This is a genomic window from Nocardioides ginsengisegetis (assembly GCF_014138045.1).
GTDB classification, from domain to species: Bacteria; Actinomycetota; Actinomycetes; order Propionibacteriales; family Nocardioidaceae; genus Nocardioides; species Nocardioides ginsengisegetis.
The window spans coordinates 2,762,023-2,782,483 of sequence record NZ_JACGXA010000001.1; the positions used below are offsets into that span (position 1 = coordinate 2,762,023).

General features: G+C 70.8%; 29 protein-coding genes and 1 tRNA gene. 14 read left to right on the plus strand and 16 right to left on the minus strand.

Going from position 1 to position 20,461, the window contains the following annotated elements:
• Position 1 precedes the first annotated feature (1 nt).
• The 3 genes from bcp to FB382_RS13275 all read left to right on the plus strand — a co-directional run bounded on the left by bcp (position 2) and on the right by FB382_RS13275 (position 1,304).
• A complete protein-coding gene (gene bcp / locus FB382_RS13265) occupies positions 2-472 on the plus strand; it encodes a thioredoxin-dependent thiol peroxidase (RefSeq protein WP_182539825.1) in 471 nt (156 codons plus the stop codon).
• Positions 473-620: 148 nt separating this feature from the next.
• Positions 621-694: transfer RNA gene (locus FB382_RS13270), tRNA-Leu, on the plus strand.
• Between the two features lie 19 nt (positions 695-713).
• Positions 714-1,304, plus strand: a complete 591-nt coding sequence (locus FB382_RS13275; protein WP_125037871.1) for a TMEM175 family protein — start codon at positions 714-716, stop codon at positions 1,302-1,304.
• Positions 1,305-1,316: 12 nt separating this feature from the next.
• Here the strand turns inward: FB382_RS13275 and FB382_RS13280 are convergent, their stop codons facing one another.
• The 8 genes from FB382_RS13280 to murI all read right to left on the minus strand — a co-directional run bounded on the left by FB382_RS13280 (position 1,317) and on the right by murI (position 7,454).
• On the minus strand, positions 1,317-1,898 hold the full coding sequence (locus FB382_RS13280; RefSeq protein WP_182539827.1) for a 1-acyl-sn-glycerol-3-phosphate acyltransferase: 582 nt from the start codon (positions 1,896-1,898) through the stop codon (positions 1,317-1,319).
• Positions 1,895-2,524, minus strand: coding sequence for a non-canonical purine NTP pyrophosphatase (locus FB382_RS13285; RefSeq protein WP_246377178.1), 630 nt, complete (start codon positions 2,522-2,524; stop codon positions 1,895-1,897). The genes FB382_RS13280 and FB382_RS13285 overlap by 4 nt, the downstream gene beginning before the upstream one ends.
• Positions 2,524-3,249: a ribonuclease PH gene (gene rph / locus FB382_RS13290; RefSeq protein ID WP_182539829.1), complete on the minus strand. Its 726-nt coding sequence runs from the start codon at positions 3,247-3,249 to the stop codon at positions 2,524-2,526. Before rph ends, FB382_RS13285 begins: the two co-directional genes overlap by 1 nt.
• A 10-nt stretch (positions 3,250-3,259) precedes the next feature.
• A complete protein-coding gene (locus tag FB382_RS13295) occupies positions 3,260-4,018 on the minus strand; it encodes an SGNH/GDSL hydrolase family protein (protein WP_182539831.1) in 759 nt (252 codons plus the stop codon).
• A 73-nt stretch (positions 4,019-4,091) separates the two neighbouring features.
• Positions 4,092-4,901, minus strand: coding sequence for an ABC transporter permease (locus tag FB382_RS13300; RefSeq protein ID WP_182539833.1), 810 nt, complete (start codon positions 4,899-4,901; stop codon positions 4,092-4,094).
• On the minus strand, positions 4,898-5,812 hold the full coding sequence (locus FB382_RS13305; protein WP_182539835.1) for an ABC transporter ATP-binding protein: 915 nt from the start codon (positions 5,810-5,812) through the stop codon (positions 4,898-4,900). Before FB382_RS13305 ends, FB382_RS13300 begins: the two co-directional genes overlap by 4 nt.
• 63 nt (positions 5,813-5,875) lie before the next feature.
• The gene (locus FB382_RS13310; protein WP_182539838.1) at positions 5,876-6,631 is read right to left on the minus strand and encodes an MBL fold metallo-hydrolase; all 756 of its coding nucleotides are present in this window, start codon (positions 6,629-6,631) and stop codon (positions 5,876-5,878) included.
• Between the two features lie 7 nt (positions 6,632-6,638).
• Positions 6,639-7,454, minus strand: a complete 816-nt coding sequence (gene murI / locus FB382_RS13315) for a glutamate racemase (RefSeq protein ID WP_182539841.1) — start codon at positions 7,452-7,454, stop codon at positions 6,639-6,641.
• An 80-nt stretch (positions 7,455-7,534) separates the two neighbouring features.
• On the opposite strand from murI, the gene FB382_RS13320 reads away from it, so the two are divergent.
• From FB382_RS13320 to FB382_RS13335, 4 genes are all read left to right on the plus strand, one after another.
• Positions 7,535-8,407, plus strand: coding sequence for a PAS domain-containing protein (locus FB382_RS13320; protein ID WP_182539844.1), 873 nt, complete (start codon positions 7,535-7,537; stop codon positions 8,405-8,407).
• A gap of 359 nt (positions 8,408-8,766) precedes the next feature.
• Complete coding sequence (locus FB382_RS13325) at positions 8,767-9,186, plus strand: hypothetical protein (RefSeq protein ID WP_182539845.1); 420 nt, start codon at positions 8,767-8,769, stop codon at positions 9,184-9,186.
• Entirely contained in the window at positions 9,183-9,440 is a 258-nt protein-coding gene (locus FB382_RS13330; RefSeq protein WP_182539847.1) for a hypothetical protein, read from the plus strand. Before FB382_RS13325 ends, FB382_RS13330 begins: the two co-directional genes overlap by 4 nt.
• A 25-nt stretch (positions 9,441-9,465) precedes the next feature.
• The gene (locus tag FB382_RS13335) at positions 9,466-10,305 is read left to right on the plus strand and encodes a hypothetical protein (protein WP_182539848.1); all 840 of its coding nucleotides are present in this window, start codon (positions 9,466-9,468) and stop codon (positions 10,303-10,305) included.
• Here FB382_RS13335 and FB382_RS13340 read toward each other — a convergent pair.
• The 6 genes from FB382_RS13340 to clpS form a co-directional block, all read right to left on the minus strand.
• Positions 10,302-11,252: a PLP-dependent cysteine synthase family protein gene (locus tag FB382_RS13340; RefSeq protein WP_182539850.1), complete on the minus strand. Its 951-nt coding sequence runs from the start codon at positions 11,250-11,252 to the stop codon at positions 10,302-10,304. The genes FB382_RS13335 and FB382_RS13340 overlap by 4 nt on opposite strands.
• Before the next feature lie 5 nt (positions 11,253-11,257).
• Complete coding sequence (locus FB382_RS13345) at positions 11,258-11,530, minus strand: MoaD/ThiS family protein (RefSeq protein WP_125037881.1); 273 nt, start codon at positions 11,528-11,530, stop codon at positions 11,258-11,260.
• A 46-nt stretch (positions 11,531-11,576) separates the two neighbouring features.
• Positions 11,577-12,011: a M67 family metallopeptidase gene (locus FB382_RS13350; RefSeq protein ID WP_343055601.1), complete on the minus strand. Its 435-nt coding sequence runs from the start codon at positions 12,009-12,011 to the stop codon at positions 11,577-11,579.
• 64 nt (positions 12,012-12,075) lie between these two features.
• Positions 12,076-12,555 (minus strand): NUDIX hydrolase, encoded by a 480-nt coding sequence (locus FB382_RS13355; RefSeq protein ID WP_182539854.1) that lies wholly within the window; start codon positions 12,553-12,555, stop codon positions 12,076-12,078.
• 9 nt (positions 12,556-12,564) lie between these two features.
• The gene (locus FB382_RS13360; RefSeq protein WP_220481344.1) at positions 12,565-13,158 is read right to left on the minus strand and encodes a DUF2017 domain-containing protein; all 594 of its coding nucleotides are present in this window, start codon (positions 13,156-13,158) and stop codon (positions 12,565-12,567) included.
• Entirely contained in the window at positions 13,155-13,460 is a 306-nt protein-coding gene (gene clpS, locus FB382_RS13365) for an ATP-dependent Clp protease adapter ClpS (RefSeq protein ID WP_182539858.1), read from the minus strand. Before clpS ends, FB382_RS13360 begins: the two co-directional genes overlap by 4 nt.
• A gap of 63 nt (positions 13,461-13,523) precedes the next feature.
• Here clpS and FB382_RS13370 point away from each other — a divergent pair, with 63 nt between their 5' ends.
• Genes FB382_RS13370 through FB382_RS13385 form a run of 4 tightly spaced genes read left to right on the plus strand, consistent with a single transcriptional unit; the run spans position 13,524 to position 16,891 of the window.
• Complete coding sequence (locus tag FB382_RS13370) at positions 13,524-14,768, plus strand: nicotinate phosphoribosyltransferase (RefSeq protein WP_220481763.1); 1,245 nt, start codon at positions 13,524-13,526, stop codon at positions 14,766-14,768.
• A 1-nt stretch (position 14,769) separates the two neighbouring features.
• Entirely contained in the window at positions 14,770-15,543 is a 774-nt protein-coding gene (locus FB382_RS13375) for an alpha/beta hydrolase (RefSeq protein WP_182539862.1), read from the plus strand.
• A gap of 9 nt (positions 15,544-15,552) precedes the next feature.
• Complete coding sequence (locus FB382_RS13380; RefSeq protein ID WP_182539864.1) at positions 15,553-16,128, plus strand: isochorismatase family protein; 576 nt, start codon at positions 15,553-15,555, stop codon at positions 16,126-16,128.
• Positions 16,121-16,891 (plus strand): enoyl-CoA hydratase, encoded by a 771-nt coding sequence (locus FB382_RS13385; RefSeq protein ID WP_182539866.1) that lies wholly within the window; start codon positions 16,121-16,123, stop codon positions 16,889-16,891. Before FB382_RS13380 ends, FB382_RS13385 begins: the two co-directional genes overlap by 8 nt.
• Positions 16,892-16,906: 15 nt before the next feature.
• Here the strand turns inward: FB382_RS13385 and FB382_RS13390 are convergent, their stop codons facing one another.
• Positions 16,907-17,431 (minus strand): DUF1697 domain-containing protein, encoded by a 525-nt coding sequence (locus tag FB382_RS13390; RefSeq protein ID WP_182539868.1) that lies wholly within the window; start codon positions 17,429-17,431, stop codon positions 16,907-16,909.
• Positions 17,432-17,516: 85 nt separating this feature from the next.
• On the opposite strand from FB382_RS13390, the gene FB382_RS13395 reads away from it, so the two are divergent.
• A complete protein-coding gene (locus FB382_RS13395) occupies positions 17,517-17,966 on the plus strand; it encodes a MarR family transcriptional regulator (protein WP_182539870.1) in 450 nt (149 codons plus the stop codon).
• Positions 17,963-19,216 (plus strand): MFS transporter, encoded by a 1,254-nt coding sequence (locus FB382_RS22890; protein ID WP_343055602.1) that lies wholly within the window; start codon positions 17,963-17,965, stop codon positions 19,214-19,216. Before FB382_RS13395 ends, FB382_RS22890 begins: the two co-directional genes overlap by 4 nt.
• A gap of 4 nt (positions 19,217-19,220) precedes the next feature.
• Here FB382_RS22890 and FB382_RS13405 read toward each other — a convergent pair whose 3' ends face one another.
• Entirely contained in the window at positions 19,221-19,394 is a 174-nt protein-coding gene (locus FB382_RS13405; RefSeq protein ID WP_182539872.1) for a hypothetical protein, read from the minus strand.
• 83 nt (positions 19,395-19,477) lie between these two features.
• Here FB382_RS13405 and FB382_RS13410 point away from each other — a divergent pair, with 83 nt between their 5' ends.
• Positions 19,478-20,446, plus strand: coding sequence for a helix-turn-helix domain-containing protein (locus FB382_RS13410; RefSeq protein ID WP_220481345.1), 969 nt, complete (start codon positions 19,478-19,480; stop codon positions 20,444-20,446).
• Positions 20,447-20,461 lie beyond the last annotated feature (15 nt).

Sequence of the window (20,461 nt, forward strand, 5' to 3'; positions counted from 1 at the left end):
CATGGATCGTCTCTCCGCCGGTGACACCGCCCCCGACTTCACCCTCCCCGACGACCAGGGCAACGAGGTCTCGCTGTCCGGTCTGCGCGGCCGCAAGGTGATCGTCTACTTCTACCCCGCCGCCATGACCCCGGGCTGCACCAAGCAGGCCTGCGACTTCACCGAGTCGCTGGAGTCGCTCCGCGGCGCCGGCTACGAGGTGCTCGGCATCTCCCCCGACTCGCCTACGAGGCTCGCGAAGTTCCGCGACCGCGACGGCCTGTCCATCACCCTGCTCGCCGACACGGACAAGTCGGTGATGACGTCGTACGCCGCCTTCGGTGAGAAGAAGCTCTACGGCAAGGTCGTCGAGGGCGTCATCCGGTCCACCTTCGTCGTCGACGAGGAGGGCAAGGTCGAGCTCGCGCAGTACAACGTCAAGGCCACCGGCCACGTCGCCAAGCTGCGTCGTGACCTGGGGCTCGACCCCTGATTGCTGACCCATGGCGACGCCGCTTCACCATGTGAAGGTGTCGAAGCGTCACTTCTCATGGTGAGTTCACCGTGTGAACTGTCGCTCCACCCACTTCTCATGGTGAAGCGTCGTGGCCGCCCGGCACGCCCTCCTAGACTGACCCTTCGCGCTCGTAGCCCAATTGGCAGAGGCACCAGGTTTAGGTCCTGGCCAGTGAGAGTTCGAGTCTCTCCGAGCGCACCCTGACAGAATCCTCCGCATGCGCACCAGCCGGCTCGAGGCGTTCAGCGACGGCGTCCTCGCCATCATCATCACGATCATGGTCCTCGAGCTGCACCGCCCCGAGGGGGCGACGCTGGAGGACCTCGGCGGCTCGGCGACCAGCTTCCTGACCTACCTGCTGAGCTTCGTCTACATCGGCATCTACTGGAGCAACCACCACCACATGTTCCAGCTCGTACGCCGGGTGGACGGCGCCGTGCTGTGGGCCAACCTCCACCTGCTGTTCTGGCTGTCGCTCTACCCGTTCACCACCGCCTGGATGGACGAGACCGACCTGGCCCGGACACCGCTGGTCGTCTACGGGGTCAACCTGCTGGCGGCCGCGCTGGCCTACTACGTCCTCGTGCTGGCCATCAAGCGGGCCGAGGGGCCGGACGGGCCGTTCGCCGAGGCGATCGGGCGCGACGTGAAGGGCAAGGTCTCCCCGTTGCTCTACCTCGCCGGCATCGGGTCGGCGTTCCTGGCCGGCTGGCTGGCGCTGGTCTTCTACGCGGCGGTCGCCGCGATGTGGCTGGTGCCGGATCGGCGGATGGAGGCCTACGTCGCCGAGCACGGGCTGGCCGACTGAGTCGGCCGACGGTCAGGCCGGGCCCTCCTCGCGCAGCCGCGGCGGGGTGAACAGCTCGGGCCGGATGCCGCGCTTGTCGGCGTAGAACGTCCGCACCCGGTCCATGTCGGCGACCACGTCGCCGGAGGGGGTGAACGTGGGGCCGAAGCCGACGGTCCGCGAGGGGGCGTCGAGGAAGGCCATGGTCACCGGCAGGCCGGTCTGCTGGGAGATCCGCAGGAAGCCGCCCTTCCAGTAGTCGCCCTTGCTGCGCGTGCCCTCGGCGGCGATGCCCAGCAGGAAGGCCTCGTGCTCGTCGGCCTCGGCCAGCAGCTCCCGGATCGTGGCGCCCGGGCTCTGCCGGTCCAGCGGCACGCCACCGGTCGCGCGCAGCAGCGGTCCGAGCGGCCCGCGGAAGAACTCCTTCTTGACCAGCAGCCGGATCTGCACGTCGTTGACCCACGCCAGCAGCATGGTCAGGACCCAGTCCCAGTTGGAGGTGTGCGGCGCCCCCACCAGCACGCCCTTGACCGGCGGCCGTCCGACGGCCTGCCAGCGGGCCAGCCGCAGCAGCAGCCGGGCGAGATTGCGGCGGACGAAGAAGTGGCGCCTCACGAGGCACCGCCCAGGACCGCGGCGACGCGGGGGGCGATCTCGCGGAGGGCCCGGCCGCGGTGCGAGATCCGGTCCTTCTCCTCCGGCGAGAGCTGCGCGGAGGTCAGTCCCGAGTCGGCGTGCTCGGTGGCCACGAACAGCACGTCGTAGCCGAAGCCACCGTCGCCGCGCAGCTCGCGGATCACGTGGCCGTCCATCCGGCCGTGCACCGCCTCCAGGCCGCCCGCGTGGCAGAGCACCACGGAGCAGGCGAAGTGCGCACCCCGGCGCTCGTCGGGTACGTCGTGGAGCTGGGCCAGCAGCAGCTCGTTGTTGCGGGCGTCGGACTTCGGGGGGCCGGCCCAGCGTGCCGACAGCACCCCCGGCATGCCGTTGAGCGCGTCCACGCAGAGGCCCGAGTCGTCGGCGAGCGACGGCAGCCCGGTGACCTCGAAGCCGCGTCGCGCCTTGAGCAGCGCGTTGCCCTCGAAGGTCGGCTGGTCCTCGATCGGCTCGGCGTAGGCCGCGACGTCCTCGAGGCCGAGGACGACGACGCCCGGGACGAACTGCCGCAGCAGCCGCTCCATCTCGTCGATCTTCTTGCGGTTCCTCGAGGCGAGGAAGACCTGGGACATCGGTGGGGCCATCAGTGCGACAGCGCGTCGGACTGGATGCTGGTGAGGTCGGCGCAGCCCTTCTCCGCCAGCGCGAGCAGCGCGTCGAGCTCGGCCCGGTCGAAGACCGCGCCCTCGGCGGTGCCCTGCACCTCGATGAACTTGCCGTCGCCGGTCATCACGACGTTCATGTCGGTCTCGGCGCGCACGTCCTCCTCGTAGGGCAGGTCGAGGCGCGGGACGCCGTCGATGATGCCGACGCTGACGGCGGCGACCGAGCCGGTCAGCGGCTCGCCCTTGAGCGCGCCCGTGGAGCGCAGGTGGGTCACGGCGTCCGCGAGGGCGACGTACGCGCCGGTGATCGCGGCCGTGCGGGTGCCGCCGTCGGCCTGGAGCACGTCGCAGTCGAGCACGATGGTGTTCTCACCGAGCGCCTGGTAGTCGATGACCGCGCGCAGCGAGCGGCCGATCAGGCGACTGATCTCGTGGGTGCGGCCGCCGATCCGGCCCTTGACCGACTCGCGGTCCGAGCGGGTGTTGGTGGAGGCCGGGAGCATGGCGTACTCCGCCGTCACCCAGCCCAGGCCCGAGCCCTTGCGCCAGCGCGGGACGCCCTCGGAGGCCGACGCGGCGCACAGCACGCGGGTCTTGCCGAACTCGACCAGCACCGAGCCCGCCGCGTGGTCCAGCCAGTTGCGGGTGATGGTGATCGGGCGGAGCTCGTCGTCGGCGCGGCCGTCGGCGCGGGAGGCAGTCATGGGCCCGAGACTAGTGCTGCAGCGCGAGCCGCACGGCCCAGGGGCCGAGGTCCCGGGCCCGGCGCTGCATCCACGGTGCGCCCTCGGTGACCAGCCACGCCAGGTCGCGCCGCCAGCTCGGGGCGATCCCGCCCCCGGCGAGCAGGCTGGGCGGCTCGAAGTCCAGGCCCTCCCGCTGCAGCAGGCCGCCGTAGAGGTGAGCCATGGCCCGGTGCCCGAGCTCGGAGGGGTGCAGCCGGTCCACCGACCAGAACGCACGGGTGGTGACCTCCGGACGGCTGGCCAGGTCGATCCGGATGCCGCCGTAGGTCGCGTGCACCTCGTCGTAGACCGCGTTGACCACCTCGATCCGCGCCCACAGGGGCCGGCGCAGCACGCCGGGCAGCCCGAAGACCGCCCCGTGGTCGTGGAAGCGCGCCGTGACCAGCAGCGCCCCCGCGTCGTGCAGCGCCTCCGCACACTCCATCAGCTCGGCCCGCAGGCGCGCGGGGTCCCACGTCGAGCGCATCGTGTCGTTGACGCCGACGATCAGCGAGGCGATGTCGGGGGCGTGGTCGACGGCGTCGGCGAGCTGCTCGCGACGCACGTCGAGGACCGTCGCCCCGGAGACGGCCAGGTTGCAGAAGGACACGTCGTACGACGTCCCGAGGGCCTCGGCCAGCAGCCGGGCCCAGCCCCGCCACCCGCCGGGGACCGGGTCCCCGATGCCGAACGTCGTGCTGTCACCGAGGGCGGCCAGTCGCAGGTAGCGCGAGCCGTGCGTCTGCATGCCTCCAGCGTGTCCGGCGCGGCTACGCCACCCCGCCGTGCGGGTGACGTGTCCCGCAACGGTCGGTGAAGAGCTACTTCACCTCGGCGCGCAGGATCCGCCAGATCCCGATCGCGAGGGGCAGCGCCAGCCAGATGAAGCCGCTGACGAACAGGTGCGCATAGTCGTCGCCCTGGAGGGACATGTCGAACAGCGGCTGCTGGGCGGCCTGGAAGTCGATCCACGGCGCGACGTCGGAGAACCACGCCATCAGCGCCGTGCCGAGGGCGAACAGCCCGGGCAGCACCCACTTGTAGACGAAGAACAGCACGATCGCGCCGGGGGTGTTGAGCAGCAGCGTGGCCAGGGCGAAGCCGCCGAGCATCGCGAGGGTCTGGGTGATGACGAACCCGAAGAAGCCCGACCAGCCGAACGTCCAGTCCGACCCGTTGCCCTGGATCACGCCGTAGAGCAAGTTGCACACCAACCCGACCACGAGCGCGAACAGCACGACGAAGCCGGTCAGCATCAGCCCTGCGATCAGCTTGGCGGCGACCACGTGGGCGCGTCGCGGCTCGAGGGTGAAGGTGACCATGGCGGTGCGCTGGGACCACTCGCTGGTCACCAGCATGATGCCCAGCACCGGCAGCAGGATCGAGGAGACGAATGCCGCTCCGCCCACGAAGTCGCCATAGGTGGACTCGATGTCCTGCACCGTCACGACGATCAGCGCGATCGTGTCGGCCACGAGCGCGAGGATCATCGTGATCCCGATCAGCCACCAGCCGGCGCGGGTGTCGTAGGTCTTGCGCAGCTCGACCCCGACGAGGCGGGTGAAGGGCACCGGTGCGGTGCCGCTGATGTCGAAGGTGGCCGGGGCCGCCTGGGCCGTGGGGGTGGTCATGCCGGCTGTCCTTCCGGGAGCTGGTCGCGCTGGGTGTCGGAGGTGAGCTCGAGGAAGAGGTCCTCCAGGCCGCCCTCCCCCGAGCGCAGGTCGGTGAGCACGATGCCGTGGTCGAGCGCGGCCCGGCCCACCTCGGCCGGCTGGGTCTCGACCTTGAGGCCGTCGCCGGCGGGGGCGACCGCGTGGCCGGCGGCGCGCAGGGCCTGGGCCAGCTTGTCGTTGTCGAGCGAGGTGACCAGCGTCGAGACGTTGCCGGCGCCGGCGAGCAGTGACTTCTTGTCGCCCTGCGCCACGATCCGGCCGTGGCCGATCAGGATCATCTCGTCGGCGATGATCTCGACCTCGTGCAGCAGGTGGCTGGAGAGCAGCACGGTGCCGCCGCGCTCGGCGTACCCCTTGAGCAGGCCGCGCATCCAGCGGATGCCGGCCGGGTCCAGCCCGTTGGCCGGCTCGTCGAGGATCAGCACCTGGGGGTCGCCGAGCAGCGCGTGCGCGATGCCGAGCCGCTGCCGCATGCCGAGGGAGTAGTTGCGGACCCGCCGCTTGGCCTCCTTCTCGTCGAGGGAGACCAGCGCGAGCATCTCGTCGACGCGGGCGTCGTCGAGTCCCATGGTGCGGGCGCCGAGGGTGAGCACCTCGCGGCCGGTGCGACCGGCGTGCTGGGCCGAGGCGTCGAGCAGCACGCCGACGTGGCGGCCGGGGTTGGGGATGTCGTGGTAGTCGTGGCCGCCGATGGTGACCCGGCCGCGGGTGGCCGGGGTCAGGCCGACCATGACCCGCATGGTCGTGGTCTTGCCGGCGCCGTTGGGCCCGAGGAAGCCGGTGACGCGTCCGGGCTGGCACTCGAAGCTGATGTCGTCGACGGCGACGAAGTCGCCGTACTTCCGGGTGAGGCCCTCGACCGTGATCATGCGCCCCAGCCTGCCCCATCCGGGCAAGCCTCCGCACACGACTTGCGGGAACGTCCGGTCCCCTCAGACCTCGCGGACCATGCCCGGGTGGGCCAGCGTGGTCGGGCCGTCGTACTGCTCGGTGGCCTCGCGGAGCGCGACCTCCCGATCGTGCCACGGCGGCACGTGGGTGACGACCAGCGACCGCGCTCCGGCGCGGGTCGCCACGGCGCCGCAGTCGGCGCCGGTGAGGTGCAGGCCGTCGGGGTTGTCGCCGCCGACCACGAAGGACGCCTCGGCCAGGAGCAGGTCGGCCTCGTGGGCGACCCGGTCCAGCCCGAGGCAGGGCGCGGTGTCCCCGCTGTAGGCGAGCGTGCGCCCGTCGGCGGTGATCCGGAGGCCGTACGCCGGCACGGGATGCTCCACCGGCACCGGCTCGACCGCGAACGGCCCGAGCTGGAAGGCGCCGTCGTAGGCGCGGAAGTCGAACTCCTCGGTCATGCCGGGGTCCACCGGGAGGTCGTAGGCCCGCGCCAGCCGCTCGGCGGTGCCGTCGGGGCCCCACACCGGGATCCGCGGCTGCGGGCCGGAGGGGTGGTACTTGCGCAGCACGTAGTAGCCGCACAGGTCGAGGCAGTGGTCGGCGTGCAGGTGGCTGAGCAGCACCGCGTCGATGGCGAGCGGGTCGGCGTGGCGCTGCAGCGCGCCGAGCGCGCCGTTGCCGAGCTCGACGAGCACCCGCCAGGTGCGGCCGTGGTGGTCGGCCTCGAGCAGGTAGCAGCTCGCGGGCGAGTCGGGTCCGGGGTAGGACCCGGAGCAGCCGACGACGGTGAGCCTCATCGGGCATTCATCCCAGGCCGCCGGCGAACTGGGAGGCCGCAACCATCTCGGGGCCCAGGAACCGGCGCCCGATGGTCTCGAACTCCTCGGGCAGCCCCGTGGTCCAGAAGGTGTACGACGGCTCGCCGCTCTCCCGCATCAGGCCACTGCGCACGAGCATCTTGTAGACGTCCTTCGCGCACTCCTCCGCGGAGCTGACCAGGGTGACGTTGTCGCCCATGACGTAGGAGATGACGCCGGTCAGCAGCGGGTAGTGCGTGCAGCCGAGGATGAGCGTGTCGATCCCCTCGGAGACGAGCGGGTCGAGGTACTCGTGGGCGACGGCGATCAGCTCGTCACCGCCGGTGACGCCGGCCTCGACGAAGTCGACGAAGCGGGGGCAGGGCTGCGTCACGAGCCGCACGTGCGGGGCGGCGGCGAACGCGTCGTCGTAGGCCATCGACTCGGCCGTGGCGCGGGTGCAGATGACGCCGATCCGGCCGGTGCGGCTGGCCGCGACCGCGCGCCGGGTCGCGGGGTAGATCACCTCGACGACGGGCACGTCGTACCGCTCACGGGCGTCGCGGAGCATGGCCGCGCTCGCGGAGTTGCAGGCGATGACCAGGGCCTTGACGCCCTGCTCGACGAGGTGGTCGAGGCACTCGAGGGCGTACTCGCGGACCTCGCCGATCGGCTTGGGGCCGTAGGGCTGCCGCGCGGTGTCGCCCACGTAGAGCACCGACTCATGGGGCAGCTGGTCGATCACCGACCGGGCGACCGTCAGGCCGCCGAAGCCGGAGTCGAAGATGCCGATGGGGGCCTCGACGGAGTTGCCTGCGCGCACAAGAGGACAGGCTAGATGTTCCGGCACGAGTTTCGCCCGTTGGGCAGACAGGGCACACCGGTCGGGGGCAGTCTGGGGGCATGGGCACATCCCCTGAGTCCCTGCTGCTGTCGCTTGCCCGCATCTGTGCGTCCGCCACGTCCGGGACGCGGCTGCTCGCGGAGGCCGCCGACCCGTTGACCCAGCTCGCCGGCGTCCCCGCCAACGAGCTGCTGGCCGGCACCGCCGAGATCGAGGACGAGACCGTCGAGATCGCCCTCAGCCTCGTCGACCAGGCGCTCGCCCGGCTCGACGCCGAGTCGGCGCTGCGCGACCTCAACGCGCGCATCGACAACGCCCAGCAGCTGGCCAACATGGGCGACTACGACTGGCACATCGCCACCGACACCAACCGCTGGTCGGACCAGCTGTTCCGGATCTACGGCCACGAGCCGCAGGCCTTCGAGCCCAACTACGAGAAGTTCCTGTCGTTCATCCACCCCCACGACCGCGACCGGATCACCGCGATCCACCAGCACGCCTACAGCACCGGCGAGCCCTACGAGATGATCGAGCGGATCGTGCGGCCCGACGGCGAGGTGCGCTACCTCTCCTCCAACGGCCAGGTCATCACCGACGACAACGGCAAGCCGGTCCGGATGCGCGGCACCTGCATCGACATCACCGACCGGGTGCTGGCCGAGCAGGAGCGCGAGGCGCAGGCGTCTCGCGCCCAGGAGGAGCAGGTACGCCGCAGGGCGGCGCTGGAGATCAACGACAACGTCGTGCAGGGGCTGACCGCCGCGATCTACGCCCTGGAGATGGACGATGCCGAGTCGTCGGGGACGTTCCTGCGACGCACGCTGAACTCCGCCCGGCAGATGATCACCGACCTGGTCGCGCCGCTGGACGGCGACGAGCTCAACCCGGGCGACCTGGTCCGGACCCGGCCGTCGTCCCTGGACGAGGCCTGAGCCGGGCGTCGTTCCTGACCTGTGGCGAAAGCCAAGGCCTGCCCCTGGGTGAGTTGGCAAGCGACGAGGCGTCCCACCACGCAGGCCGTGCTGGCTCGGGCGAATTGTCGTGACCTCAACGCGGATAAAGGTTCACCCTCGCGCGATGCGGCCCCGAGATCTCGGCATCAGACATGTGCGACGACAAGACTGACCTCGTTCCGTGATTCAGCCCTGCCGAAACTTGTCTGTGCCGCCATTGACGCGGGTTACACACACAGAATGCATCCGGAGCCCGCACAAGTGGAGATCCCAATAGTGCGAGTCCTCCTCCCGGGCCGCTGCAACTACAAGGTCCGCCCTTCTCGGATGGAGCCAGCATGAAGACTGCAAAGTTGTTGGGGCGCGGATTACTCCTGAGCACCACGTTCATTTCGGTGTTCAGCGGGGCCGCTGCCTGGGGCCTGGCACAGGACGGGCGCATCTCCGACAGCAACAACATCGATGGTGCTTCAGCGCAGATCGACGGCGAGAGCTACAACCCTTCGAATCCGTCATGTGTCGTGTACTCCGTCATCGTCGCCTCCTTCGATTCGAGGGGGCTGCCAAGACGGCAAGTAGAAACGGGGCTCATGAGGTGCAACAACGCCACCGTCGACTCCGGCGCTTGCACTGGTGGCCACGCCGTGGCCGAACGGTACAACGGGGTCGGTTTCGTGTGCGTCGAAGGAAATACGTTCAACAATGGCCAGTCTACACAGGAACGATCCAGCGAGATGGAACAACCACCACGCAGATGAACGGCTCGATCAATGGCGCCTCAATATCGCAGGGCGGCTTCAAGACAAGCGACATCACCAAGACACGCGCGTGGGGAGAAACCACTGATAGTTGCCCCACTGGCGCTCACTTGGGCAACTTCTACCAGTGGCAACGCAAGATCAGCGGCTCCTGGTCTTTGGTGACCAACCCGAACGTCGAGCACAACCCGGCGCTGACATGTTGGACGGTCGGCACGTACAACAACTCCACGGGAGGCTTCGATGTCCACTAGTTCTGGACTGCTTCGGATCACGGGAATGACCGCCGCTGTTGCCCTCCTGTCGGGTATCGGTCTGGCGGCGTGGTCCGCAGACTCTGACCCGGATCCCGTCGTTGTGGGGAAACCCGGACAACCCGCCGCATATGTTGACACTTCTCAGGGCGCCGGCCCAGGCATGTCCGCCGACGATGCGATCACCCAGGTCGAGAAGTCAATCAATTCGCCGTACATCACTCGCATCGCTGTTGCCGACTCGGGCACTTCTGGCATCGCGCTGGCCATCGACGAGACCGCGCCATCAGCGACTGACGGTCAGCAAACCGCGCTCACGTGGGAGGCCGCAATTGCCCAGGGAGCGATTGGCGAGTTGATGCACACAGATCAGGCGCGCATGAGTGAGGTGTTGTTGCCCGGATCGGTGAGCGTCCACGTTCCATCAGGAGATGGTCTCAGCCTCGACCCACTGTCCATAGGAGCGGTGGCCCCTGCCCAGGTCTTCGCCTCCTCGCGGGACGGCGCCACCGACACCGAACTCTCCGAGCAGGCCGCCCGCACCCTTGAGAAGTTCGGTCTCAAGCCTCAGGTGATCGAGATCAGGAGACCGCTCGGCGCTGCCCTTGTCGTGAAGGCCTCGCTAGCGGACGACAGCACGATCGATTGGACTCTGGATGACTTGAGAGCGGCCCTGTGGGGGCCGACGCACGAGTACGAAGGAATCCTCATCGAGCTCATGTCTCCCAGCGGCGAATCCAGACTGGTCGCCGGGTCGTCGTACAGAACCGGTCTCGACGCGCTGTGGTTCGCTCCCGGGCAGGACGCTCGATTTGGCGCCAGGCACTTCACCCCGGCGCCGTTGGACCTAGAGGCGGCCAACTAGGCCCAGAGCTGGCCTTCCAACCTGTCCTCGGCCTGGTCGATGGTGCCCTCGTAGGCGCCGGTGGAGAGGTACTTCCAGCCGCCGTCGCACACCACGAACGCGATGTCGGCGGGCTCGCCGGCCTTGACGGCCTTGGCGGCCTGGCCGAGCGCGGCGTGCAGGATCGCGCCGGTGGAGACGCCCGCGAAGATGCCCTCGAGCTCGAGCAGCTCCCGCACCCGGCGTACGGCGTCGCGGGGGCCGACCGAGAAGCGGGAGTCGATCAGGTCCGCGTCGTACAGCTCGGGGACGAAGCCCTCGTCGAGGTTGCGCAGGCCGTAGACGAGCTCGCCGTAGCGCGGCTCGGCGGCGACGATCCTGACGTCGGGCTTCGCCCGGCGGAAGAAGCGGCTGACGCCCATGAGGGTGCCGGTGGTGCCGAGCCCGGCGACGAAGTGGGTGATCGAGGGCAGGTCGGCCAGCAGCTCGGGACCCGTGCCCTCCTCGTGGGAGAGCGCGTTGGCGGCGTTGCCGTACTGGTAGAGCATCACCCAGTCGGGGTGCTCGGCGGCGACCTTCTTGGCGACCCGGACGGCCTCGTTGGACCCGCCGGCGGCCGGCGAGGAGACGATCTCGGCACCCCACATGCGCAGCAGCTGGCGGCGCTCCTCGGAGGTGTTCTCCGGCATCACGCAGACGATCCGGTAGCCCTTGAGCTTGGCCGCCATCGCCAGAGAGATGCCGGTGTTGCCCGACGTCGGCTCGAGGATCGTGCAGCCGGGGCGGAGGGTGCCGTCCTTCTCCGCCTCCTCGATCATCTTCAGGGCCGGGCGGTCCTTGATCGAGCCGGTCGGGTTGCGGTCCTCCAGCTTGGCCCAGAGGCGGACCTCAGGCGTGGGCGACAGCCTCGGCAGCCCCACGAGCGGCGTGTTGCCGACCGAGGCCAGGAGGGTGTCGTAGCGGGTCATGCCGCTCAGCCGCCCGCGACGGCCGGGAGCACGACGACCTGGTCGCCGTCGGAGAGCTCGGCCTCGAGGCCGCCGATGAAGCGGACGTCCTCGTCGTTGATGTAGACGTTGACGAAGCGGCGCAGGTCGCCCGCGTCGAGCAGGCGGTCCTTGATGCCGGGGTGGCGGGCCTCGAGGTCGTCGATCAGCGCGCTCAGGCTGGCACCCTCGCCGCTGACGGCCTTCTCGCCGTCGGTGTAGGTGCGCAGGATGGTCGGGATCCGGACCTCGATGGCCATGGGAGCTCCTCTGTCTTGGCTGTCGGTGCTGTCGGTACGGGCGGCGTCAGTTGCTGCCGAGCTGGGGGACGACGGTGACCTCTTCCTCGGTCACGACGCCGTCGATGATCCTGTAGGACCTGAACTCCACGGGGCCGTCGTTATTCCCGTGCTCACGTGTGCTCACCAGCACATAGTGTGCCCCCGGCTCGCTCGCCAGGCCGATGTCGGTGCGGCTGGGGTAGGCCTCGGTGGCGGTGTGGGAGTGGTAGACGACGACGGGCTCCTCGTCCTTGGCCCACATCTCCTTGTAGAGCTCGAGCAGCTCGGTGGAGTCGAACTCGTAGAACGTCGGGCTCCCCGCCGCGTTGACCATCTCCACGAGTCGCTCGGGGCGGTCGCTGCCCTCGGGGCCGGCGACGATGCCGCACGCCTCGTCGGGGTGGTCACGCTTGGCGTGGGCGACGATGGCGTCGTACGTCGCCTGGTCGATGGTCAGCACCGGTCCAGCGTATTTGGGCGCTCCCCGGGGCCTCGCACGGCCCACCATGCAAGACGCCGGCGGGTCAGCCCACGAAGCGTGCCGCGACCTCGTCGGCGAGCGCCGCCTCGATCCGCTCGAGCAGGAAGGGCGCCATGTCGGGCAGGTCGTCGACGGGGAACCAACCGACCTCGGTCGACTCGTCGTCGGCCACGCGGGCCTCGCCGCCGACCCACGTGCAGGCGAACGTGAGGTCGAGGTAGACACCGAGGTCGCCGTTGCCGTGGGTGACCTGCGGGCTCACGCCGACCGAGGCGAGCCGGTCGACCGTGACCACGACCCCCGTCTCCTCGAGCGCCTCGCGCGCCGCGGCCACCGCCGGCTGCTCCCCCGGGTCGACGATGCCGGTCACCGGCGCCCACTCTCCGTTGTCGGCTCGACGGGCGAGCAGCAGCTCCTCGCCGGCGGTCCCCCGGCGGCGGACGACGGCGGTGACGGCCGGCAGCCACAGCTCACGGGTGCCGACGAGGGCACGGAGCTCGGCGATGAACGGAGGGATGGGCATGGGTCTCCTTCACGCGTCGGTGAGCGCCTCGATCAGGGTCTCCTGGAGGTAGCCCACCCACTCGTAGATGTCGTGCGCCTGCGCGCGCGGGTCGTCGTCGGGCAGCGAGTGCCAGTAGTGCTCGTCGTCCTCCTCGACGCCGAGCCGCGTGGCCAGCGCGAGCCGCAGGTCGGTGAACGAGCGCATCCAGACCTCGGCGGTGGGGGCGTCGAGCTCGACGTCGATCATCAGGCCGTCCTCGGTCAGCTCGGGCGGCAGCCCGGCCTCCTCGAGGCCGTCGATGATCGTGCAGGCGGCGCGGGCCTTGCCGTCGCGCAGGGTGCCCTCGGTGAAGCGGCGGAACTCGCCGGCCGCCTCCTCGTCCTGGGGGTAGGCGGTCGGGAACAACCGCGCCAGCACAGGGTCGTCGGGCTCGGAGGTCGGCCCGGAGAAGTCCATCATCGCCTCGAACGGGTCCATGTCCTCGCGGGGCACGGCCGCCTCGTTGCGCAGCAGCTCGACCAGCTGGGAGGCCAGGGAGCGCAGCAGGTCGGCCTCGAAGCCGGTGAAGTTGGCGATGATCCGCTTGCTGCGGCGGTGCCACGCGAAGCCGCTCACGATCATTCCGACTTCTCCATCGTGGCCCACAGGCCGTACTCGTGCATCGCCTGGACGTCGCGCTCCATCTCCTCGCGCGAGCCGGTGCTCACCACGGACTTGCCGTCCTCGTGGACCTCCAGCATCAGCTTCTCGGCCTGTCTCTTGGAGTAGCCGAAGTACTTCTGGAAGACGAAGGTGACGTAGGACATCAGGTTGACCGGGTCGTTCCAGACGATGGTCACCCAGGGCTGCGCCGGGACGGTGATCTCGTCGGGAGTGAGGGTCGGCTCGACCTCGACCGGACTGGCGGCGGACACAGCGCCCATGTTGGCACACTGGCACCCGTGAGCCCGACGACAGCCTTGCTGACCGACCACTACGAGCTGACGATGCTGCAGGCCGCCCTGAAGTCCGGGACCGCCCACCGGCGTTCGGTCTTCGAGCTGTTCCCGCGGCGACTCCCGGAGGGGCGTCGGTACGGCGTGGTCGCCGGCGTCGGGCGGGCGCTGGACGCGCTCGAGCGGTTCCGCTTCGACGCGGCCGACCTCGCCGTGCTGGCCGACGTGGTGGACGAGCCGACCCTGGCCTGGCTGGCCGACTTCCGCTTCACCGGCGACGTCTGGGGCTATGCCGAGGGCGAGGCCTACTTCCCCTACTCCCCCCTGCTGGTCGTCGAGGCGAGCTTCGCCGAGGCGGTGCTGCTGGAGACGCTGTTCCTCTCGATCTACAACCACGACTCGGCGATCGCGTCCGCGGCCTCGCGCATGACGCTGGTCGCCGGCGACCGGCCGTGCATCGAGATGGGCTCGCGGCGCACGCACGAGGAGGCCGCGGTCGCGTGCGCCCGGGCGGCGTACATCGCGGGCTTCGCGACCAGCTCCAACCTGGCGGCCCGGAGCCGCTACGGCGTACCGACCGCGGGCACGAGCGCCCACAGCTTCACCCTGCTCCACGACTCGGAGGAGGAGGCGTTCCGCGCCCAGGTCGCTTCGCTCGGGACCGGCACGACGCTGCTGGTCGACACCTACGACGTCGCGGAGGCCGTGCGCGTGGGCGTCGAGGTCGCCGGGACCGGACTGGGCGCGGTCCGCCTCGACTCCGGCGACCTCGGCGTGCTCGCCCACGAGGTGCGGGCCGAGCTCGACGCCCTCGGGGCCACGGGCACCCGGATCCTGGTGACCAGCGACCTCGACGAGTTCGCCATCGCCGGGCTCGCGGCCGCGCCGGTCGACGGGTACGGCGTCGGCACCCAGCTCGTGACCGGCAGCGGTCACCCCACCTGCGGGTTCGTCTACAAGCTCGTCGCCCGCGAGGACGATGCCGGGACCATGGTCGCGGTGGCCAAGCGCAGCAAGGACAAGATCTCGATCGGCGGCCGCAAGTACGCCCTCCGTCGGCGCGACGCCGCCGGCACCGCCGAGGCCGAGGTGATCGGCATCGGGGAGGCGCCGGTCGACGACGGGGACGACCGCTCGCTGCTGGTCCCGTTGGTCGAGGGCGGCCGGGTCGTGGGCCGCGAGCCGCTGGATGCCGCCCGGGCGCGCCACTCCGCTGCCCTGGCCGAGCTGCCGGTCGCCGTGCAGCAGATGTCGCGCGGCGAGGCCGTCATCCCGACGCTGCACGTGGGCGGCTGAGATGGCCGCGGTCACCTGCGACTTCTTCTCCGAGGTGCTCGAGGTCGGCACCTCGGTCTCGGTGGTCCTGCCGCAGGCCACCCAGGCGCAGATCGGCGTCTCCGCGGTCGATCGCACCGGCGGTGACCTGCCCGTCCTCTACCTGCTGCACGGGCTCTCCGACGACCACACCGCGTGGACGCGCTACACCTCCATCGAGCGGTACGCCGCGGCCGCCGGGCTGGCCGTGGTGATGCCGGCCGTCGGGCGCAGCTTCTACGCCGACGAGCGGCACGGCCACCGCTACTGGGAGTTCGTCTCCGAGGAGCTCCCGCAGGTGATGGGCTCGTTCTTCCGGATCTCCTCGCAGCCGGCCGAGACCTTCGTGGCCGGCCTCTCGATGGGCGGCTACGGCGCCCTCAAGCTGGCCCTCACCCACCCCGGTCGCTTCGGCGCGGCCGCGTCCCTGTCCGGGGGTCTCGACGCGGCCGCGATCGCCGACTTCCCGCACCGGCGCGAGCTCTTCGAGCGGGTCTTCGGCGGCACGGTCGGCCCGGCCGACGACCTGTTCGCGCTGCTCGCCGCGGCACCGGCGAGCGACGTACCTCCCCTCTTCGTGTCGTGCGGCACCGAGGACGAGCTGCTGCCGTTCAGCCACCGCTTCGTCGACGAGGCCCGCGCCCGCGGCATCGAGGTGACCGCCGACTTCCGGCCCGGCGAGCACGAGTGGGGGCTGTGGGACACCGTCATCCGCGACGTCATCGCGTGGCTGCCCCGCGGCGCTGCCGCCCGCTAGCGTGTGACCATGAAGCGCGCGCTGATCGTCGTGGACGTGCAGAACGACTTCTGCGAGGGCGGCTCGCTGCCCGTGCCGGGTGGCGCCCAGGTGGCGCACGACATCGCCGAGGTCCTGCACCACTGGGTGATCCAGGACCCGAAGGCCCCCGACTACGCCCACGTCGTGGCGACCAAGGACCACCACGTCGACCCCGGCGCCCACTGGTCGCGCGACCCCGACTACGCCGAGTCGTGGCCGGTGCACTGCAAGGTCGGCACCGACGGCGAGGCGTTCCACCCCAACCTCGACCCGCAGCCCTTCGACGCGATCTTCCTCAAGGGCGAGCGCGAGGCGGCCTACTCCGGCTTCGAGGGCCGCACCACCGACGGCATCAGCCTGGCCGAGTGGCTGCGGGCCCGCGGCGTCACCGACGTCGACGTGTGCGGGCTGGCCACCGACTACTGCGTGCGCCTCACCGCCCTGGACGCCGCCCGCGAGGGCTTCGTGACCCGGGCGCTGTCACGACTGTGCGCCGGGATCGCCCCCGACACCGTCGAGGCCGCGTGGGCCGAGATGCGGGCCGCGGGTGTGACCGTTGCCTGACCTCGAGACCCGCGTCGAGGACGGCGCGCTCTGGCTGACCATGAACCGCCCGGAGGTCTTCAACGCGCTCAGCGGCGAGATGGCCGTGGAGATCGCCGCCAGCATCGAGTCGGCCACGTCGCGCGACGACGTCCGGGTGGTGGTGCTGACCGGCACCGGCCCGGCGTTCAGCACCGGCGCGGACATCGGGGGCGAGGACGCCCACGAGCGGTTCGACGTACGCGCCCTCGACGTGGCCAACCGGATCATCCGGGCCATCGTGGGCTGCGACAAGCCCGTCGTGGCCGCGGTCAACGGGATCGCCGCCGGGGTCGGCGCCTCCGCCGCCCTGGCCGCGGACATCATCGTGGCCCGCGAGTCGGCCTCGTTCCTGCTCGCCTTCGCCCGCATCGGCCTGATGCCCGACGGCGGCACCACCGCCACCGTCGCCGCCTCCCTCGGCCGGGCCCGCGCGATGCGGATGGCGCTGCTCGCCGAGCCGCTCACCGGGCAGGAGGCCTACGACGCCGGCCTGGTCACCCACGTCGTGCCCGACGCCGACTTCGACGCGCTCGTCGCCAAGCTCGCACGCCGGCTCGCCGCCGGCCCGCCCCTCGCCTTCGCCGCCACCAAGAAGGCGATCAACGCCGCCACCCTCACCGAGCTCGAGGGCGCCCTCGAGCGCGAGCGCTCCGGCCAGACCGTCCTGCTCCGCACCTCCGACGTCGCCGAGGGGATGCGGGCGTTCTCGGACCGGCGGCGGCCGGTGTTCCGCGGCGAGTAGGGGCGGCTCAGGGAATCAGCCCCACTTGTCCGCGAGAGTTCTGATGACGTTCAGGTTGCGGTTGGTGGCCACGCCGAGGTGCTTCTCGACGGTGGCGTTCGTCAGCTTCGCCTCGTGGTAGTTCTCGCCCAGCAGCAGGTGGACGGCACGGCCGCCGACCTTGGCGACCTCGCCGTCGCTCGCGGCCGCCTGGAGGGCCTTGATCGCGGCCGCGGTCGGGGTCTCCTTGAGCAGCGAGACGTAATGCCGTCCGGAGTGGCCGAACGACTCCGCCTCCTCGGCGATCGCGACCAGCTCGCGCTGCGTGAAGACGATGGTCGGCACCTCGAAGCCCCGGTCGGCCTCGAAGGCCTCCTCGAGCGCGGCCTCGATCTTCGCCCGCGACCTCAGCGTCGTGTCGAAGCGGACGTTGCCGGTGTTGATGTGCGTCGCCACGTCGGTGAAGCCGGCCTTCTCGACGGCCGCGACGATGGCGTCCTTCGGGAACTTCCGGTTCGCACCGAGGTTGATCGCCCGCAGGAACGCGATGTGGGTCGCCATGGCGGGATCATGCCAGCCGCCGGCCGTCCTGAGACCCGCGCCACAGGCCGTTCACATACATAGGTTTCCTATGTAATCTCGAGGGGTGCCCACCACCGCGCCCACCACCCTCGAGCTGAGCAGCGACCTCGCGACGTACGCCGCCCGCCTGGTGCGCGCGCTCCGCCGCAACAACGACCTCCCCGCCGGGGCCCGGATCGTGTCGCTGCTCGACGAGCACGGCCCGCTGGGCGTCTCGGCGCTGGCCACGGCCGACCGCTGCTCGCAGCCCACGATGTCCGCGGCCGTCGCCGGCCTGGTCGAGAAGGGCTGGGTCGACAAGCTCCCCCACCCGGACGACGCCCGGAGCAGCGTCATCACGCTGACCGACGTCGGCCGCTCCGCGCTGGCCCACTTCCGGCGCGTCAACGGCACGACGGTGGCCGCGCGCTTCGAGGCGCACCCCACCCACACCCCCGAGGACCTCGCCACGGCCGTCGCCGTGCTCCGCGACCTCCTCGACCCGACCTACGACCCCGAGAGAGGGACCCTGTGACCACGACCAGGACGACCGAGACACCCACCAGCACCGGCTCCGGCGGCTTCTTCGACCAGCCCCGTGCCGTCTGGGCGGTGGCGTTCGCGTGCGTGATCTCGTTCATGGGCATCGGCCTCGTGGACCCGATCCTCAAGTCGATCGCCGACCAGCTCGACGCCACGCCGAGCCAGGTCTCGCTGCTGTTCACCAGCTACATGGCCGTCATGGGCGTCGCCATGCTCGTCACCGGCGTCGTCTCCAGCCGGATCGGCGCCAAGAAGACGCTGCTGTCCGGCCTCGCCCTGATCATCGTGTTCTCCGCCCTGGCCGGGCTGTCCGACTCGATCAGCGCCATCGTCGCCTTCCGCGCAGGCTGGGGGCTCGGCAACGCGCTCTTCATCGCCACGGCGCTCTCCACGATCGTGACGGCAGCGCGCGGCTCGACGGCGCAGGCGATCATCCTGTTCGAGGCGGCCCTGGGCCTCGGCATCGCCACCGGCCCGCTCCTCGGCGGGGCGCTGGGCTCGATCTCCTGGCGCGCGCCGTTCCTCGGCGTCGCGACGCTGATGACGATCGCCCTGGTGGCCACGACGTTCCTGCTGCCGGCCACCCCGCCCGCGGGACGGCGTACGTCGCTGGCCGACCCGTTCCGCGCGCTGAAGCACCCCGGCCTGCTGACCATCGCTCTGACGGCGCTGTTCTACAACATGGGGTTCTTCACCCTGCTGGCCTTCACGCCGTTCCCGCTGGACATGAACGCCCACCAGGTCGGACTGATCTTCTTCGGCTGGGGACTGCTGCTGGCCATCACCTCGGTCTGGGTGGCCCCGATCCTCCAGCGCGCCATCGGCTCGGTGCCGACGGTGCTGGTCGCGCTCTCGCTGTTCGCGCTCGACCTCGCCGCCATGGCGATCTGGACCGAGGACAAGACCGTCCTGGTCGTCGGCGTGATCGTCGCCGGCGCGTTCCTCGGCATCAACAACACGGTGATCACCGAGGCCGTCATGGGCGCCGCCCCGGTCGAGCGGCCGGTCGCGTCCGCCGCCTACAGCTTCGTGCGGTTCTCCGGCGGTGCCGTCGCGCCGTACGCCGCCGGCAAGCTCGGCGAGAACGTCAGCGTGCACGCGCCCTTCTGGATGGGCGCCGCGGCGGTGGCGGTCGCGATCGTGGTCCTGGCCCTCGGCTCGCGGTTCCTCCGGGAGCAGGAGCCTCCGCCGGCCCACAGCGAGCGCGAGGCGGAGGCCGAGCTGATCGGCGACCTGACCTGACGGGTCAGGCGCGGGCGTCGAGGTCGTGCAGCACCCGCGCCAGATCGGTGTCGCGGGACAGGTCGGCGCCGAAGGACGCGTGGGGACGCTCGAGGTAGTGGTGGTGGGCCTTCTGGAGGAGGCCGACCACGAGCACGACGAGGCCGAGGGTCAGGTTGGCGACAAGGATGGTGGTCATGGCAGTAAGTCTCCAACCGCAAGGATCACGCCACCAGTGGCGGTATTGACAGGGTTCGCATACTTCCTGCCATCATGGGTGCCATGACCCTCCGCACCGTGGCCATGGTGGTCCCCCACCGTCCCGGGCTCTTCGAGCTCGGCGTCGTGCAGGAGGTCTTCGGCATCGACCGGACCGACGACGGCGTCCCGCCGATCGACTTCCTGGCCTGCACCGAGCACCCGGGCACACCGGTGGAGCTCGCCAACGGGATGAGCATGTCGTTCCCCCACGGGCTCGACGCGGCCGACGCCGCCGACCTCGTCGTCGCACCGGCCTACGACTACGACCGGCCCCCGTCGGCCGCCCTCGTCGACGTCCTACGCCGCGCGCACGCCCGGGGGGCGTGGGTGCTGTCGGTCTGCTCCGGCGCGTTCCTCCTCGGCGAGGCCGGCCTCCTCGACGACCGCCGCTGCACCACCCACTGGCGCCACACCGACGAGCTGCGCCGGCGGCACCCCCGGGCCAAGGTCGACCCGGACGTGCTCTTCGTCGAGGACGACCGGGTGATCACCAGCGCCGGCACGGCGGCCGGCATCGACGCCTGCCTGCACCACGTGCGCTGCGAGCTCGGCGCGGCCGCGGCCAACCGGATCGCCCGGCGCATGGTGGTGCCGCCGCAGCGCGACGGCGGCCAGCGCCAGTTCATCGACCTCCCGGTGCCGGTGTGCGAGGCGGACAGCCTCGGCCCCCTCCTGGAGTGGATGAAGGCCAACCTCGCCGACCAGCTGTCGGTCCGCACCCTCGCGCGGCGGGCCGCGATGTCGGAGCGCACGTTCGCGCGGCGCTTCGCCGCCGAGACCGGCACGACGCCGGGCCAGTGGCTCCTGGCCCAGCGCCTGCACCACGCGCGCGAGCTGCTCGAGTCCAGCGACCTGGCGGTCGAGAACGTCGCCGGGCGCGCCGGCTTCGGCTCGGCCGCGCTGCTGCGCCACCACTTCGGCAACCACGTGGGGGTCTCCCCCGCGGAGTACCGCCGGACGTTCCGGCGGCCCGACGCCCGCTCCGCCTGACCGGCGTACGACGGG